General features: G+C 68.4%; 16 protein-coding genes. 4 read left to right on the top strand and 12 right to left on the bottom strand.

From position 1 onward, the window contains the following. Positions 1-58: 58 nt before the first annotated feature. The 4 genes from ruvX to rpsD form a co-directional block, all read right to left on the bottom strand. Positions 59-532, bottom strand: a complete 474-nt coding sequence (gene ruvX / locus PU630_RS08165) for a Holliday junction resolvase RuvX (RefSeq protein ID WP_275279869.1) — start codon at positions 530-532, stop codon at positions 59-61. Continuing rightward, complete coding sequence (alaS, locus tag PU630_RS08160; RefSeq protein WP_275279868.1) at positions 529-3,189, bottom strand: alanine--tRNA ligase; 2,661 nt, start codon at positions 3,187-3,189, stop codon at positions 529-531. Before alaS ends, ruvX begins: the two co-directional genes overlap by 4 nt. 69 nt (positions 3,190-3,258) lie before the next feature. Further along, on the bottom strand, positions 3,259-3,462 hold the full coding sequence (locus PU630_RS08155; protein WP_275279867.1) for a hypothetical protein: 204 nt from the start codon (positions 3,460-3,462) through the stop codon (positions 3,259-3,261). Between the two features lie 129 nt (positions 3,463-3,591). After that, positions 3,592-4,221, bottom strand: coding sequence for a 30S ribosomal protein S4 (rpsD, locus tag PU630_RS08150; protein ID WP_275279866.1), 630 nt, complete (start codon positions 4,219-4,221; stop codon positions 3,592-3,594). A 597-nt stretch (positions 4,222-4,818) separates the two neighbouring features. Here rpsD and PU630_RS08145 point away from each other — a divergent pair. Then, positions 4,819-5,157, top strand: coding sequence for an NUDIX hydrolase (locus tag PU630_RS08145; protein ID WP_275279865.1), 339 nt, complete (start codon positions 4,819-4,821; stop codon positions 5,155-5,157). A gap of 4 nt (positions 5,158-5,161) precedes the next feature. On the opposite strand, the gene PU630_RS08140 is transcribed toward PU630_RS08145, so the two are convergent. After that, the gene (locus PU630_RS08140) at positions 5,162-6,490 is read right to left on the bottom strand and encodes a replication-associated recombination protein A (RefSeq protein WP_275279864.1); all 1,329 of its coding nucleotides are present in this window, start codon (positions 6,488-6,490) and stop codon (positions 5,162-5,164) included. Between the two features lie 112 nt (positions 6,491-6,602). Here PU630_RS08140 and PU630_RS08135 point away from each other — a divergent pair, with 112 nt between their 5' ends. From PU630_RS08135 to PU630_RS08125, 3 genes are all read left to right on the top strand, one after another. Beyond that, positions 6,603-6,896 (top strand): dioxygenase, encoded by a 294-nt coding sequence (locus PU630_RS08135; RefSeq protein ID WP_275279863.1) that lies wholly within the window; start codon positions 6,603-6,605, stop codon positions 6,894-6,896. 76 nt (positions 6,897-6,972) lie between these two features. Beyond that, positions 6,973-8,307 (top strand): DUF349 domain-containing protein, encoded by a 1,335-nt coding sequence (locus tag PU630_RS08130; protein ID WP_275279861.1) that lies wholly within the window; start codon positions 6,973-6,975, stop codon positions 8,305-8,307. Positions 8,308-8,397: 90 nt separating this feature from the next. Further along, entirely contained in the window at positions 8,398-8,961 is a 564-nt protein-coding gene (locus tag PU630_RS08125; RefSeq protein WP_275279860.1) for a hypothetical protein, read from the top strand. On the opposite strand, the gene PU630_RS08120 is transcribed toward PU630_RS08125, so the two are convergent. From PU630_RS08120 to ruvC, 7 genes are all read right to left on the bottom strand, one after another. Beyond that, entirely contained in the window at positions 8,940-11,192 is a 2,253-nt protein-coding gene (locus PU630_RS08120; protein ID WP_275279859.1) for a RelA/SpoT family protein, read from the bottom strand. The genes PU630_RS08125 and PU630_RS08120 overlap by 22 nt on opposite strands. Positions 11,193-11,253: 61 nt before the next feature. Further along, positions 11,254-12,243: a protein translocase subunit SecF gene (gene secF, locus PU630_RS08115; protein WP_275279858.1), complete on the bottom strand. Its 990-nt coding sequence runs from the start codon at positions 12,241-12,243 to the stop codon at positions 11,254-11,256. Then, on the bottom strand, positions 12,243-14,006 hold the full coding sequence (gene secD / locus PU630_RS08110; RefSeq protein WP_275279857.1) for a protein translocase subunit SecD: 1,764 nt from the start codon (positions 14,004-14,006) through the stop codon (positions 12,243-12,245). Before secD ends, secF begins: the two co-directional genes overlap by 1 nt. A gap of 31 nt (positions 14,007-14,037) precedes the next feature. After that, positions 14,038-14,502 (bottom strand): preprotein translocase subunit YajC, encoded by a 465-nt coding sequence (locus PU630_RS08105; RefSeq protein WP_275279855.1) that lies wholly within the window; start codon positions 14,500-14,502, stop codon positions 14,038-14,040. A 75-nt stretch (positions 14,503-14,577) separates the two neighbouring features. Beyond that, positions 14,578-15,606, bottom strand: a complete 1,029-nt coding sequence (gene ruvB / locus PU630_RS08100; RefSeq protein ID WP_275279854.1) for a Holliday junction branch migration DNA helicase RuvB — start codon at positions 15,604-15,606, stop codon at positions 14,578-14,580. Continuing rightward, entirely contained in the window at positions 15,599-16,216 is a 618-nt protein-coding gene (gene ruvA / locus PU630_RS08095) for a Holliday junction branch migration protein RuvA (RefSeq protein ID WP_275279853.1), read from the bottom strand. The genes ruvB and ruvA overlap by 8 nt, the downstream gene beginning before the upstream one ends. A 49-nt stretch (positions 16,217-16,265) precedes the next feature. Further along, positions 16,266-16,820, bottom strand: coding sequence for a crossover junction endodeoxyribonuclease RuvC (ruvC, locus tag PU630_RS08090; protein ID WP_275280055.1), 555 nt, complete (start codon positions 16,818-16,820; stop codon positions 16,266-16,268). Positions 16,821-16,845: the final 25 nt, after the last annotated feature.

Genomic DNA, 16,845 nt, shown 5'->3' with positions numbered 1-16,845 from the left:
GCGTGTCAAAGGCACGCCGGCGGCGGGTTCACCGTCGGGGGGACGGACTTCGGGCATGTCAGGCGGGCTCCTGCGCTGGGGGTACGAGATCGCCGGCGGGCTGCCCTGTCCGCTTCTCGATGTCGAGTGCATGCTGCAGGAACACGACCGCGGCGACTTGATCCACCATGCTACGAGATGAACGCTGGGATCGCCCCGATTCCCGTAGGGCGTGGTGCGCCGTCACAGTGCTCAGGCGCTCGTCGATCATCCGGACGGGGGCGGTGGATGCCGCAGCCAGCCGCGCCGCGAACTCTCGCGCATCGGCGGTGGACGGTGTGTCGTGTCCGTGCAGGTTCAGCGGAAGCCCGACGAAGATCTCGATCGCCTCGTACTCGTCGGCGATCGCCGCGATCCGATCGATCGGCGTCCCTTTGCGGGCCACCGTCTCCACCGGGACCGCCAGCAGCCCGTCGGGGTCGCTGCGGGCGACTCCGACGCGGGCCTTGCCGACATCGACGGCCAGACGCACGCCACGCAGGGCGTCGGTCACACGGTCTCCAGAGCCGCGCGCACCGCGTGAAGCGCCTGCGGCAGGGCTGCGGCATCCGTCCCGCCGCCCTGGGCGACGTCGTCACGACCGCCTCCGCCTCCGCCGAGCACACCGGCTGCCGTCTTGGCAAGGACACCCGCCTTCGCGCCCGCTGCGCGCGCGGCCTCGTTCGTGGCGACCACGACAACGGGGCGTCCCTTGACGTCGGCGCCCAGCGCCACGACAGCGCCCTCGGAGCCGAGCCGATCACGCACCTGCAGTGCCAGCGAGCGGACGTCGTCGCTGGATGCCGCGGTGCCCAGGGACGCCGCCACAACACGCTGCGGCCCCACGCGCACGGCGCCCTCGGCCAGCGCCGGCACGCGGTCGGCCAGCGCACGGGCCTCAAATGCGGCGATCTTCTTCTCTGCGGCCTTGAGGTTTGCGCTCAGCTCGGCGACGCGCTCGGCGAGCTGGTCGCGCGGGGTCTTCAGCGCGCTCGTCAACTGCGACACGAGTGCCCGCTCGGCGGTGAGCTCGCGGAAGGCATCTTGGCCGACGAGAGCCTCGACCCGTCGGTTCGACGCACCGACGGATGATTCGCCGATCAGGCTGATGAGCCCGATCTGCCCGGAGGTCGCCACGTGTGTGCCACCGCACAGCTCGCGCGACCACGGTCCGCCGATGTCGACCATGCGTACGGTGTCGCCGTACTTCTCGCCGAACAGCGCCATCGCGCCGAGATCCTTGGCCTCCGCCAGCGGCAGCACGCGGGTGGACACCTGCAGATCATCACGCACGGCGTTGTTCGCGATCTCTTCGATCTCGCTCTTGGTCGCGTCGGAGAGCGCCTGGCCCCAGGAGAAGTCGAACCGCAGGTACCCGGCACGATTGAGCGACCCGGCCTGCGTCGCGGTCTTGCCCAGCGTGTCGCGGAGCGCCGCGTGGACGAGGTGGGTCGCGGAGTGCGCCTGCGTGGCGGCACGCCGGTTCGCGGCATCCACCACCGTCGTCGCCGGCTGCCCGACGCCGACCTCGCCGTGTGTCACTTCGACCGTGTGGCTGACCAGCCCCGGTACCGGACGCTGCACGTCGAGCACCTCGAGCTCGAATCCGGGGCCCACGATCATGCCCTTGTCGGCCACCTGTCCACCGCTCTCGGCGTACAGCGTCGTCTCGGCGAGGATGACCTCGGCGATCTGCCCCTGCACCGCCTGTTGTGCGGGCAGCCCGTCGACGAGGAGGCCGAGTACCGACGAGGAGGTCTCCAGCTCGGTGTACCCCGAGAAGACCGTCTCGCCCTGCGCGCGGAGGTCGCGGTAGACGCTCTGGTCGGCGATCGCGCGCTTGCGCGAGCGGGCGTCGGCCTTGGCGCGTGACTTCTGCTCGTGCATCAGCGTGTCGAACGCGGATCGGTCCACGTCGAGCCCCGCCTCCTGCGCGACCTCGAGGGTGAGGTCGATCGGGAAGCCGTAGGTGTCATGCAGCAGGAAGGCCTCGGGACCGCTGATGGCGCTCTTGCCGGCCTTCTTCGTCTCATCGATCGCCACATCGAGGATCGTCGAGCCGGAGGCCAGGGTGCGCAGGAACGTCTCCTCCTCGGCGAAGGCATACTGCGAGATGCGCGTCCAGTCGTCCGCGACGACCGGATACGCCGTCTTCATCGCATCGCGCGAGGCGGTGAACAGCTCGGGGAAGGTCGGCTCGTCGACGCCCAGCAGACGCATGGCTCGAACGGTGCGCCGCATGAGACGACGCAAGATGTACCCGCGGCCCTCGTTCGAGGGCGTGACACCGTCGGACAGCAGCATCAGCGACGAGCGCACATGGTCGGCCACCACGCGGAAGCGCACGTCGTCGCCGTGCTCGGCGCCGTAGCGGCGACCGGACAGGTCGACAGCGCGGTCGAGCACCGGGCGCACCTGGTCGATCTCGTACATGTTCTCAACGCCCTGCTTGATGAAGGCGACGCGTTCCAGCCCCATGCCGGTGTCGATGTTCTTCTTCGGCAGAGGGCCGGTGACGTCGAACTCCGTCTTCGAGCGCACGTTGGTGATCTGCTCCTGCATGAACACGAGGTTCCAGATCTCGGTGAACCGGTTGTCATCCACGGCCGGCCCGCCGTCACGACCATACGCGGGCCCGCGGTCGAAGTAGATCTCCGAGCACGGGCCGCCGGGCCCGGGCTGGCCGGTGTGCCAGTAGTTGTCTTCTTTGCCCATGCGCTGGATGCGCTCGGCGGGCAGTCCCGCGATGCGGTGCCAGAGATCAGCGGCTTCGTCGTCGTCTTCGTAGACGGTGACCCAGAGGTCCTTCTCGTCGAAGCCCAGGCCGCCGTCGGACTCCGCGGAGGTGAGGAGCTCCCACGCGTAGCCGATGGCGCCTACCTTGAAGTAGTCGCCGAACGACCAGTTGCCCAGCATCTGGAAGAACGTGCCGTGTCGTGCGGTGTGCCCGACCTCTTCGATGTCGAGCGTGCGGATGCACTTCTGCACGTCGGCGGCGCGCGTGTAGGGCGCCGGCACGAGGCCGCTCAGGTACGGGATGAACGGCACCATGCCCGCGATCGTGAAGAGGATCGACGGGTCGTTGCTCACGAGCGACGCCGACGGGACGATGACGTGGTCGTTCTTCTCGAAGTAGTCGAGGTAGCGCTGGGCGATCTCAGCGGTCTTCATGCGCTTCTTTCTCAGGGAGAGGTGCCGGCGACGTCGCTGCGCAGCCGGCGGGGTTCGGGATGCCGCGGGTCAGGCTGCGGGCTCTTCGCCTGCCGGAGCACCGGCCAGCCGGGCCTCCTCTTGACGGTAGGCGTCGCCCATTCGGTCGGTGAACTCGGTGATGCGCGCGTCGACGGCGGCAAGCACCTCGTGCCCGCGCGGGTCCTTGTTCATGACGTGGGCGAGGACGAAGCCACAGGCGGTACCGAACGCGAACAACACCAGACTCTTCATGTCTCCACTCCTCGACCGCGGACGCGGCATCCCCCTATCGTAATCGGCACGGCCGACGCGTCCAGGCGGGAACGACGGAGGGCGCCGGGAGTGTCCCGACGCCCTCGCGTTCGCTTGTCGCGCGTCGTGTCAGCGCGCGGCGTAGTACTCGACGACCAGCTGGACGTCACACGTGACGGGAACCTCGGCACGCTTCGGGCGACGCACCAGGCGCGCCTGCAGCTTCTCGAGGTCGACCTCGAGGTAGCCGGGAACCGGGGGCAGAACCTCGGCGTTGCCACCGGCGGCGGCGACCTGGAACGGCTCGGTGCCCTCGCTGCGCTCCTTGACGTGGATGAGCTGGCCCGGCTTCACACGGAACGACGGACGGTCAACGAGCTGTCCGTCCACCATGATGTGACGGTGCACGACGAACTGGCGGGCCTGCGCCGTGGTGCGGGCGATGCCCGAACGCAGCACGAGGGCGTCCAGACGCATCTCGAGCAGCTCGACCAGGTTCTCACCGGTCAGGCCGTCCTTGCGACGGGCCTCGTTGAACGCGATGCGCAGCTGCTTCTCGCGGATGCCGTACTGCTCGCGCAGACGCTGCTTCTCGCGCAGACGGACGGCGTAGTCGCTGTCCTGCTTGCGCTTGGTGCGGCCGTGCTCGCCGGGGCCGTAGGGGCGCTTCTCGAGGTAGCGCGCGGCCTTGGGCGTCAGGGCGACGCCGAGAGCACGGGAGAGGCGGACCTTGCGGCGGTCCTGGGACTTCGTGACCACGAAGTTTTCCTTCCGATGACGCGGCCGTGTCTTTCACGGCTCGCGGACGTATCTCCCGCTCCTCGCCCTTCGGGACTGCACGCCGGGGCATGCCGGAAGGTCTTGGTCAGAGGAGGGGGATGCCCGAAAACACGGTCTCGAGCCGATCCATGCTATCAGACGGCGCCTTAGCACTATCAGACGGCGCCTGAGCGCACCCCGGCCGCGGCATCCCCTCCCCTTCGCAACCTCACCACCCCTCGCCCCGCCTCAAATCAGGTGTTCTCGCCAAATCAGGCAGATCTCCGGCTCAGACGACCTGATCTCGCGAAAACACCTGATCTCGAACCCGGGGCACGGGCCCCGGGGGCCCCGGGGGTCCCGGCGCCCCCGACCGCGGCATCCACCCCCTTCGCAACCTGACCACCGCCTCGCCCGTCTCAAATCAGGTGTTCTCGCCAAATCAGGCAAATCTCCGGCTCAAACGACCTGATCTCGCGAAAACACCTGATTTCGAACCCGGGGCACGGGCCCCGGGGAGCGGGCGCCGGGACTCGCCGGCGTCCCCCGGGGGACCCGCGCCCGCTCGCACTCGTCGTCCTGGAGTCACCGGACGGGGTGCTGTTCGGTCTGAACCGTTGGCGCCGCGAATGGGAACTGCCCGGCGGAATGATCGAAGACGGCGCAACCGCCCGCCAGGCCGCCGCCCGTGAACTCGAGGAGGAGACAGGGATCGCCATCCCCGCCTCAAAGCTCGGGTTCCTCGGAACAGTCTGGTTCGAACTCGTCGGCCCCGATCGGCGAGAACGCGCTGCTGTGTTCGGCAAGCGGGTGGCGACGATGGATGCCGCATCCAGCCGCGAACTCGTCGAGGTGGCGTGGGTGCAGCCCGATCACGAGGCCCACAACCCGCTCGACGCGGCGATCGCGCGATGGGCCCGGGCCCTGCTGCCGTAGCGGGCTACTCCCCCAGGATCCGCCGGATCTTCTCCAGACGCGCCTGCACATCTCGCTCCGCGCCGAGGGCCTTCGGCTCGTAATAGCGACGCCCGCGCAGCTCGTCGGGCAGGTACTGCTGGGTCGCGACGCCCGCGTCGATGTCGTGCGGGTAGACGTACCCCTTGCCGTGCCCGAGGCGCTTGGCGCCGGGGTAATGCGCATCGCGCAGATGGGCCGGCACCCGACCGAACCCGCCGGCCTTGACGTCGGCGATGGCCTTGTCGATCGCCAGGTAGGCGGCATTCGACTTCGCTGTCGTGGCCAGGTACGCCGTGGCCTCGGCGAGGGGGATGCGTCCTTCGGGCATGCCGATGAAGGCGACGGCGTCGGCGGCGGCGACGGCGATCTGCAGCGCTTGCGGATCGGCGAGCCCGATGTCTTCGGCGGCAGAGATGACCAGGCGCCGAGCGATGAACCGCGGGTCTTCGCCCGCTTCGATCATGCGCGCGAGGTAGTGCATCGCGGCGTCGACGTCAGAGCCGCGGATCGACTTGATGAACGCGCTGATCACGTCGTAGTGCTCGTCGCCCTGCCTGTCATAGCGCAGCAGTGCCTTGTCGACGGCCTGTGACACGTTCTCGGCGCTGATCGCCGGCGTCTCGTCGCCCTCCTCGGCCGGAGATGCCAACGATGCCGCGGCCTCCAACGACGTCAGTGCCCGCCGCGCGTCGCCGGACGCCAGCCGGATGAGCGCGGCGCGGGCCTCGTCGTCGAGGGTGTAGGCCCCGGCGAGCCCACGGGCATCGGTCACCGCGCGGTCAATCAGCACAGCGAGGTCGTCGTCACTGAGCGGCTGCAGCGTCAGCAGCAGTGATCTGCTCAGCAGCGGCGAGATGATCGAGAACGACGGGTTCTCGGTCGTCGCGGCGATGAGCACGACCCAGCCGTTCTCGACACCGGGCAGCAGGGCGTCTTGCTGGGCCTTTGTGAAGCGGTGGATCTCATCGAGGAAGAGGATCGTCGACTGTCCGTAGAGATCGCGCTGGTTCAGCGCGTCTTGCATGACCTCGCGCACGTCTCGCACCCCAGCCGTCACGGCCGACAGTTCGACGAAGCGCCGCCCTGACGAGCGGGCGATCGCCTGCGCGAGGGTCGTCTTGCCGGTGCCGGGCGGCCCCCAGAGGATGACCGAGACGGATGACGCGGTCGAGGCATCCCCATCGGCCAGTGCCACCAGCGGCGAACCCGGCCGCAGCAGGTGCTTCTGCCCCGCGACCTCGTCGAGCGAGGTGGGGCGCATCCGCACGGCCAGCGGCGTATGGCCGGCGAACAGGGCGGATGCGGTCGTCATCCTCCCAGGCTAACCGTCACCGGTGACATCGCCCTTTGTCGAGCCATAGACACCTTGCGTAGGATCGTCCCGGCCCGGAAAGTGCCGGGAACCGCAGTGTTGAGGAGGCCCCGTGGCGCCCCGTGCCAACGACAAAGACGCGCGCGTCCAGCGCGACCGTGCCCGTGCCTATCGAGCACGCGTCGAACTGAACGCGGGACGAGAGCGCCGCCGCACCCGTGACAACGTCATCGGCGGCATCGTCGGCGCAGTCCTGCTGATCGGCATCCTGGTCGCGCAGATCGCCTATTACACGGAGGGCCCCGGCAAGCCCGTGCCCGAGCCGACACCCACGGCGACCACCACCGTCACGCCCACCCCCGCAGCGACGGATGCCACGACCCCGGCACCGACGATGACTCCGTGACCGGAGCGCCGGACGTACTAGGCTGGGAGTTCCCTTCAACCCCCGCCGACGGCGCCAGCCGTGATGAGGTGCTCCCGTGACTGCCGACGCAGAGAACACTCCCCGTACTCCCCCGGTGCCCGCGCGCCCGACCGTGGCACTGCGCAAGGTACAATCCGCACCGGCCGTCGACGTCGAGACGTCGGCCCCCGGCGACTGGGGCCGGGTCGACGACAACGGCGTGGTCTCGGTCCGCGAAGGCGAGCAGTGGCGTGTCGTCGGCGAGTACCCCGACGGCACCCCCGCCGAAGCCCTCGCCTATTTCGAGCGCAAGTACGCCGACCTCGCAGGCGAGGTAGCACTTCTCGAGGCACGTCACCGCGGCGGCGGCGCTCCGGCCGCCGACCTGCGCAGCACGGCCGCAACGATCCGCGAGAAGACGGTCGGCGCCGCCGCCGTCGGCGACCTGCAGAGCCTGGTCACGCGGTTGGACGCCCTCACCGCCGAGCTCGAAGAGGCAGCCGTCGCCGAGTCGGCCGCAGCCCGCGAAGCGGTGGATGCCGCGATCGCTGAGCGCACCGCCCTCGTCGAACGCGTCGAGGCCCTCGCCGCCCGCGACCTCGGATCGGTGCAGTGGAAGCAGACCACCGCAGAGCTCAACGACCTGTTCGCGCAGTGGCAGGAGCAGCAGCAGAACGGACCGCGCCTGCCCAAGTCGGTCGCGCAGAAGCTCTGGAAGCGGTTCCGCGACGCCCGCGCGACGCTTGACCGCGCACGCCGCGAGTTCTACGCCGAGTTGGATGACGTGCACAAGGCCGCTCGCGCGCGCAAGACGACGCTCATCGAGCGCGCTGAGGCGCTGGCACCGCGCGGCGAGGACGGCATCGGCACGTACCGCGACCTGCTCGACGCGTGGAAGAACGCCGGACGCGCCGGCAAGAAGGCCGACGACGCCCTGTGGGCACGTTTCAAAGCCGCCGGCGACGTGCTCTACGGCGCGCGCGCCGACCGCGAGTCCGCCGAGGTCGAGGCCTCGCGCGAGAAGATCGAGGCACGCCAGGCCCTCCTCGAGGAGGCCCGGCCGATCGTCGACGAGCACGACATCGCGAAGGCGCGCCAGGCCCTCACCGCCATCCAGCGTCGCTGGGATGAGATCGGGCGCATCTTCCCGCGCGACAAGGAACGGGCTCTCGACGACGAGCTGCGCAAGATCGAGCAGAATGTGCGCGGTCGTGAAGACGTCGATTGGAAGCGCAACAATCCCGAGACCAAGGCGCGCGCGAACGACATGTCTCGGCAGCTCAACGACGCGATCGCGAAGCTCGAGCAGGAGCTCGCCGACGCTGAGGCGTCCGGCGACGCCCGTGCCATCGCCCAAGCGGCCGAGGCGCTCGAGGCCCGCAAGGCGTGGCTGAAGGTCGTCGGCGGCTGACGCCGCGCATCGGTACGCACTCCGCCGCGGTTATCCACAGCCGCAGCATCCCCCCTGCCCCGCGGCCGCCCGCTCGGGCACACTGCCGGTATGGGATCCGCGCATCTGTACTTCCCCGGTGATCGTCTCTCTTCGGCCGAGCTGAGCGCGGCATGCCTCGACGGACACCTCATCTCCGTCGGCGACGCCTATATGCCCGCGGACGCGGTGGAGACCGCTGCACTCCGCGCCGGATCGATAGCACCGCTGCTCGGTGAGGGTCTCGCGGCCACCGGGCTGAGCGCCGCGTGGATCCACGGTGCGACCGCCGGGCCGCCCGCACGGCACAGCGTGCAGCGCATCGGCGCACGACGCCGGCATCACGTGATCGACCTGCGCCTCGACTACCACGACACACCTCTGGATCAGTGCGACATTCTGCTCCTCGGGGGCGTGCGGGTGACGACTGTGGCCCGGACTGTCACTGACCTTCTGCGCGCGGATTCGACGGTTGCCACGACGACCGCGCAGCAGCTCCTCGAGATCGGCGCCGTCACCCCTGCAGACGCGCTGCTCTCGCTCGAGCGGTCCGGACCGCTACCCGGAAAGCGCCGTGCCCGTACGACCCTCCGGACGTGGATAGCAGGTGCGGCTCAGCTCGATGTCACGCGGTAGACGTCGTAGACGGCTTCGATCCGGCGCACCGCGTTCAGCACCCGATCCAGGTGAACGGTATCGCCCATCTCGAAGACGAAACGGCTGATCGCCAGGCGGTCGTCGCCCGTGCTGACCGTCGCCGAAAGGATATTGACGTGGTGGTCGCTGAGAACCCGCGTGACATCGCTGAGCAGACCCGACCGGTCCAGGGCCTCCACCTGGATCTGCACCAGGAACACGCTCTTGGATGTCGGCGCCCACTCGACGTCGATGAGCCGCTCGGGGTTGGCCATGAGCGCCTTCACGTTCGTGCAGTCGGCACGGTGTACGGAGACGCCGCTGCCGCGGGTGACGAACCCGACGATCTTGTCACCGGGCACCGGGGTGCAGCACTTGGCGAGCTTGACGAGAATGTCGTCCGCGCCCCGGACGAGGATGCCCGAGTCGCTGCCACCCCGGTGAGAGCGCGGCTTGCCGCCGTGCGGCGGCAGGTCGATCGGGCCCGTCGCGGTCTCGTTCGCCGTGACGAGCGCGGTGACCTTCTCAAGGACCGACTGCGTCGACACGTGGCCCTCGCCGACCGCCGCGTAGAGGGCGGAGACGTCTTCGTACCGCAGTTGCTGCGCGACCTCGGCGAAGGAATCCTGGCTCATCAGCCGCTGGAGGGGAAGGTTCTGCCGGCGCATCGCGCGCGCGATGGCCTCCTTGCCCTGCTCGATGGCCTCCTCGCGGCGCTCTTTCGTGAACCAACCGCGGATCTTGCTGCGCGCGCGCGTGCTCTTGACGAAGCTCAGCCAGTCCTGGCTGGGGCCGGCATCCGGATTCTTCGAGGTGAAGACTTCGACGACATCACCCGAGTGCAGTTCGGACTCGAGCGGGACGAGACGCCCGTTGACCTTCGCCCCCATGGTGCGGTGCCCGACCTCGGTGTGGACCGCATAGGCGAAGTCGACGGGGGTGGCACCGGCAGGGAGGCCGATCACCCGCCCCTTCGGTGTGAAGACGTAGACCTCCTTCGCACCGATCTCGAACCGGAGCGAATCGAGGAACTCCCCCGGGTCGGCCGTCTCGGCCTGCCAATCCGAGATACGAGCCAGCCAGGCCATGTCGGCGTCGACGCGGCCGTCTGACTTGCCGCCGTTCATCCGCTCTTTGTACTTCCAGTGCGCCGCCACACCGTACTCGGCCTGCTGATGCATCTCGTGCGTACGGATCTGGATTTCCACCGTGCGACCACCGGGGCCGATCACTGTGGTGTGCAGCGACTGGTACAGGTTGAACTTCGGCGTCGCGATGTAATCCTTGAAGCGGCCCGGTAACGGTGTCCAGCGCGCGTGGATGGCTCCCAGCACCGCGTAGCAGTCGCGCACGGTGTTCACGAGCACACGGATGCCGATGAGGTCGTAGATGTCGTCGAACTCACGGCCGCGGACGATCATCTTCTGGTACACGGAGTACAGCTGCTTGGGCCGCCCCATCACCTGCCCGCGGATCTTCAGGTCGCGCAGATCGGACTCCACGTCCTTGATGACCGTCTGCACGTACTGCTCGCGCTGCGGGGTGCGCTGCTTGACCAGGCTGTCGATCTCGGCGTACAGCTTGGGCTGCAGGACGGCGAAGGAGAGATCCTCGAGTTCTGCCTTGATGGTCTGGATGCCGAGGCGATGGGCCAGTGGAGCGTAGATCTCCAGCGTCTCGGTTGCTTTGCGCTTGGCCTTCTCCGGGGGAACGAACCCCCAGGTGCGCGCGTTGTGCAGGCGATCGGCGAGTTTGATGATGAGAACCCGGATGTCGCGGGACATCGCCACGATCATCTTGCGGACCGTCTCGGCCTGTGCGCTCTCGCCGTACTTCACCTTGTCGAGTTTGGTGACACCGTCGACGAGCATCGCGACCTCGTCGCCGAAGTCGCGGGTCAGCTCGGCGAGGCTGTAGTCGGTGTCTTCGACGGTGTCGTGCAGCAGCGCCGCCGCGACCGCACGCGGCCCGAGTCCCAGATCTGCAAGAACCTGCGCAACGGCGAGCGGATGCGTGATGTATGGCTCGCCGCTCTGCCGCTTCTGCCCGTCGTGTGCTCTCTCGGCGGTGGCATATGCCCGTTCGAGAATGGAAAGGTCGCCCTTGGGATGATGCGCACGCACGGTGCGAATCAGCTGCTCGACGTCGTCGCGCCGCGCGGAGCGCGAGAAGATCCGTGGCACGAGCCTGCGCAGCGAGGAGCTCTGCGCAGAGGAGACGGTCTCAGCCATGCTCCGCCCCCTCTGCGTTGATTCCGACAATCCTACGCCCGGCGCTCGCGCCGACCGCTTCTCAGACGGTCACCGCCGACTGCGCCCGGGCCTTGCGGACCTTCGCATCGTGGGCCTTGAGAGCGGGCTCGCCCTCGCGGAACAACGAGTAGAGAGGGGATGCCACGAACAGCGTCGAGTATGCCGCCACGATGATGCCCACGAAGATCGCCAGCGAGATGTCGCTGAGGGTCTCCGCGCCCAGCCAGAATGCACCGATGAACAGGATCGCGCCGACCGGCAGCACGGCCACCACGGTCGTGTTGATCGAACGGACCAGCGTCTGGTTGACCGCCAGGTTCACCGATTCTGCAAACGTGCGGTTGGCATGCTCGCCGTCCTCATGCGTGTTCTCGCGGATCTTGTCGAACACGACCGTCACGTCGTACAGCGAATACGCCAGGATCGTGAGGAACCCGATCACCGCCGCCGGCGACACTTCGAAGCCCGCCGCCGCGTAGATGCCGATCGTGATGACGAGCACGTCGACGAGGCCGATGATCGCGGCGGCCGACATCTTCCACGTCCGGAAGTAGAGCGCCAGGATGAGGAAGGTCAGCGCCAGGAAGATGGCCAGGCCCCACAGCGACTGCCGTGTGACATCTGCGCCCCAGCTCGGACCGATGAACGACGCCGTGACCTCCCCGATCTCTACGTCGTACGCCTTCGCCAGCGCTGCACGGACCGCCTGGGTCTCGTCGGCGGTCATCTGGTCGGTCTGCACGCGCACGCTGTCGGTGCCCACCGTCGTCACCTTGGTGGTGGCATCAGGTACCACCGACACCACGGCAGCTGACGCGACCGTCTGGTCGGGATCGCTCACGCCCGACACGGTGAACTGCGAGCCCCCGGTGAACTCGATGGAGAACTCCACCGGTCGCACGAAGGGGACCAGCACCGACAGCACGACGAGCGCGCCGGCGATGATGAACCACAGTCGCCGCTTGGGAACGAAGGGGAAGGAGACCTTGCCCGAGTAGAGGTTGTTGCCGAACCGGCTCATGGCGCCCATCAGCGATCAGCCCCCTTCTTGACGGTCGTGGATTGACTCTCCTTCGCCGAACGTTCCTCCGCGAGCTTGCGTTCGGCGATGGTCTGCCGACGTTCGGCCTCCTTGCGGGAGCGGCCGGTGCGCCGCGCAGCGGCACCCTTACCCTCGATGGCCGGCGCCACGAACTGCGCGCGGCCACGGTAGACGGCGCCCAGGGCGTCCGGGTCCATCCCGGAGAGCTTGTGCCCCTGGCCGAAGAATCGCGTTCGCGCCGCGAGCTGCATGACCGGGTGCGTGAACAGGATGAAGATCAGGATGTCGATGGCCGTGGTGAGCCCGAGAGTGAAGGCGAAGCCCTTCACCGTGGCATCCGCCAGGATGTACAGCACCACAGCGGCGAGGATGTTCACGGCCTTCGCGATGTAGATCGTGCGCTTCGCGCTGGCCCAGCCGTCTTCGACGGCGCCGGTGATGGACTTGCCGTCGCGCAGCTCGTCGCGTATTCGCTCGAAGTAGACGATGAACGAGTCTGCCGTGAACGCGATCGTCACGATGAGACCCGCGACGCTGGCCAGCGAGAGGCGGAAGCCCATGCGCCAGGCGAGGATGCACAGCATCAGGTACGTGATCACGCCCATCACCGCCAGCGAGGCGATGATCACGAAGCCCAGGGCCCGGTAACTGATCAGCGAGTACAGCGCCACCAGTGCCAGACCGATGAGGCCCGCGATCAGGCCGATCTGCAGCTGCTGCGAACCGAGCGTCGCCGAAATGGTGTCAGAGCTGACCACGGTGAAGCTCAACGGCAGTGCGCCGTACTTGAGCTGGTCGGCAAGAGTCTTCGCCGTCTGCTCGTTGAAGTTTCCCGTGATGGACGGGTTGCCGTCGGTGATGACGCCGTTCATCGACGGTGCGGAGATGACCTTGCCGTCGAGCACGAAGGCGAACTGGTCGCGTGGCGACTCGCTCTTCAGCCCGTACAGGCGCACGCTGACCTCGGAGAAGATCTTCGTGCCGTTGGCGTCGAACTTCAGATCCACCTGCCACTCGCCGGTCTGCGAGTTGGTGCCGTAGCTGGCGGTCTTGATGCGTGAGCCGTCCAGGTAGACGGTCTTACCATCGATCACCTGGCTCTCGACAGGACCGAGGATGTACTTCGCCGACCCATCGGCCTCGCACGTGATCAGCGGCTCGTCCTTGGGTGCGTCCGCCGGGTCATTGTCCGGATTGTCACAGTCATACGCGAGGAACTGGGCCTGCAGCTTCGGAGTGATCCAGCTCGGGTCGCTCGCGTTCGACGGCGACGCGGTCGGCGTCGCCTCCAACGTCGGAGCCGGCGTGGGGTACGGCGTCTCCTTGTTGTCCTCACCGACGTAACTGGTGGCCGGGGCACCCGAATACAGCACCGCCCGGAGCTGCATCTGCGCGGAGGCCTCGATGCGCTTGCGGGTCTCGTCGTCCGCCTTGCCGGGGATCTGCACGACGATCTGATTGCCGGCCTGCGTCTGGATGTCGGACTCACCGACGCCTGACGCGTCGACGCGCTGGCGAATGATCGTCGCCGCCTGTGCCATCTCGTCCGTGGTCGGCTTCGAGCCGTCGGGAGTCTTCGCCTGCAGGATGATCTGGGTGCCGCCGCGCAGGTCGAGGGCGAGTTCGGGCGCCCACGAGGCACCCTTGAACACGTAGACGCCCAGGGCATTGATGCCGGCCAGGACGGCGACGACGATGACGAGGCCCAGAAGGGCGCGCCAAGCGTGCTTGACGGGGGTGGATGCGGCCACGGAGGGTCAGCTTTCTCGCGGGGCGGCCCGATCAGGCCTCGGGCGTGTCCTTCTTGTCGTTCTTCTCGGCGTTGAGCCGTTCGGCCGTCTCCTCCGCCGTCTCGATCTGCGGGGCAGTCGACTCGTCGTCGAAGGCCTCGTCCGCGGGCGCTTCGTCGGTCGGCGTCACGACGCGCAGGATCGCCTGGCTGTGGACCTTGATGTCGACCCCGGGCGCGAGCTCGACGATCGCCGGCTGGTCGAGGTTGTCGGGGTCGTACGACACGATCGTCCCGTAGAGACCGCCCTGCAGCAGCACCTGGGCGCCCGGCACGGTCTGGCGGGCCTTGGCCTCCTGCTCCGTCTTCTGCTTGGCCATCCGGCGACGCGAGCTCCAGAACATGAAGACCAGGAGCAGGACCAGAAGGATGATCAGGCCGTACTGGGAGAAGAACGTGGCGATGCCGCCGGAACTCGCCGTGTCGGCGGCTGCGGCTGTCGTCTGCGCAAAGATCATGCGGGGGGTAACACCTTTCGAAGTCGGCATGCCGCGGCGGCACTGCCGGAGGGGGATCGGGGAAGCCTTCAGCGATTATAGGTCATCGAGGTTCAGGGCTCCGTCCGCATGCGGAATCCCTAGGTGCTGATAGGCCTCCGGTGTCGCCACGCGACCGCGCGGAGTACGGGCCATGAAGCCGATCCGCACGAGGTAGGGCTCGACCACCGATTCGATGGTCTCCGCCTCCTCACCGACCGTGACCGCGAGCGTGTTCAGCCCCACCGGCCCTCCGCGGAATCGGCGGATCAAGCCGTCGAGCACGGCGCGGTCGAGCCGGTCCAGACCTATCGCATCGACGTCGTACAGATCGAGCGCGGCATCGACGATCGCCGGGTCCACAGTGCCCGCGGCACCCGACCCGTACACGATCACGTAGTCACGCACCCTGCGCAGGAGGCGGTTCGCGATGCGCGGAGTGCCGCGCGAGCGACGTGCGATCTCCGCTCGCGCCGGCTGAGGAAGCGCAACGTCGAGCATGGCGGCCGAGCGGGCGATGACCTGCTCGAGTTCGTCGGGCTCGTAGTACTCCAGATGGGCGGTGAAGCCGAAGCGGTCGCGCAGCGGATTGGGCAGCAGCCCGGATCGCGTGGTGGCGCCGACAAGGGTGAAGGGTGCGAGGTCGAGCGGGATGCTGGTGGCGCCGGCGCCCTTGCCGACCATGATGTCGATGCGGAAGTCTTCCATGGCGAGGTAGAGCATCTCTTCGGCCGAGCGCGCCATGCGGTGCACCTCGTCGATGAAGAGGACCTCGCCGGGCGTCAGGCTCGACAGCAGTGCGGCGAGATCGCCGGCGTGCTGGATGGCGGGACCACTCGACATGCGCAGCGCGCGGCCGCTCTCGTGGGCCACGATCATCGCCAACGTGGTCTTGCCCAGTCCCGGTGGGCCCGCCAGCAGAATGTGATCGGCGGGCCGCTGCTGGATGCGGGCGGCGTCGAGCAGGAGTTGCAGCTGACCACGGACCTTCTGCTGCCCGATGAACTCGGCGAGCGAGGACGGGCGCAGCGCGCCCTCGATAGCGAGCTCGGACTCGTCTTGGATCTCGGGGTCGAGCTCATCCACGGGCGGCCTCCCGTGCCGGGCCGAGGTGCGCCAGCGCCAGCCGCAGCATCGCCGGCACGTTCGTGCGGTCGGACTCCCCCGCGTCGGCCGCCACGACCTCGACGGCCTCGGCCGCGACGCGCTCACTCCAGCCCAGACCCACCAGTGCGATCACCACCTGACCGGCGATCGCCGAGCCTGCTGCCGGCGCACCAGCGGGGGCTGCAGCCGGCGGCGCCAGCTTGCCCGCCAGTTGCACGACGATGAGCTTCGCCGTCTTCGGCCCGATGCCGGAGACACGCCGGAACGGCGCGTCGTCATCATCAGACACCGCCTGCGCGATCTGATCGACCGACATCGCCGAGAGCACGCCCAGCGCGGATTTGGGACCGACGCCGGTCACTCCCAGAAGGATCTGGAACAGCGAGCACTCGGCCCGCTCGGCGAACCCGTAGAGCGAGAGCGCGTCTTCGCGCACGATGAGATTCGTGTGCAGATGCAGGGTCTCGCCGACGCGCGCCGAGCGCGCGACCTCCGGCGTCACGGCAACGGTGAAGCCCACTCCCCCGACGACGACCTCGACGACGTCGGACCCGGCGTGCAGGACGGTGCCGTGCAGAGAAGAGATCATGTCGACAGCCTAGGACGAATCTCGGACGTTTGTTCGAGCGACACACGTCTCACCGGCGCGAGGCACGTTCGGCATCCGCCCACGCCCGCTGTGCCGGGGTCAGCGGTCCCTGCGCCCCGGACGATGCGAGCCCACTCCCGCGCCACGCGTGGCAGAGGGCGAGCGCGAGCGCATCGGCGGCATCCGCGGGCTTCGGCAGGGCATCCAACCGCAGGATTCGCGCGACCATGGTCTGCACCTGCAGCTTGTCCGCAGCGCCATAGCCGGTGATGGCGGCCTTCACCTCGGTGGGCGTGTGCGTGGCGGCCGGGATGCCATGCTCGGCGGCGAGCAGCAGTGCTATGCCGCTCGCCTGGGCGGTGCCCATCACCGTGTTGCGGTTCTGCTGTGCGAACACGCGCTCCACGGCCAGCACGTCGGGCCGATGCGCGGCCAGCACCTCGCGGATGCCGGCGGCGATCGTCGCCAGCCGTGACTCGATGCGTGCGTCGGCGGGCGAACGCACGACGCCGACGTAGACAAGCCGTGCCGAACGGTCGGGGGCGACATCCACCACCCCCACGCCGCATCGCGTGAGTCCGGGGTCGACCCCGAGCACCCGCATGCTTCGCCCGCTCACGCCGTCCACC

This window comes from Microbacterium horticulturae (assembly GCF_029094505.1).
In the GTDB taxonomy this organism is placed as follows: Bacteria; Actinomycetota; Actinomycetes; order Actinomycetales; family Microbacteriaceae; genus Microbacterium; species Microbacterium horticulturae.
This window is presented reverse-complemented; position numbering and strand designations above follow the sequence as displayed.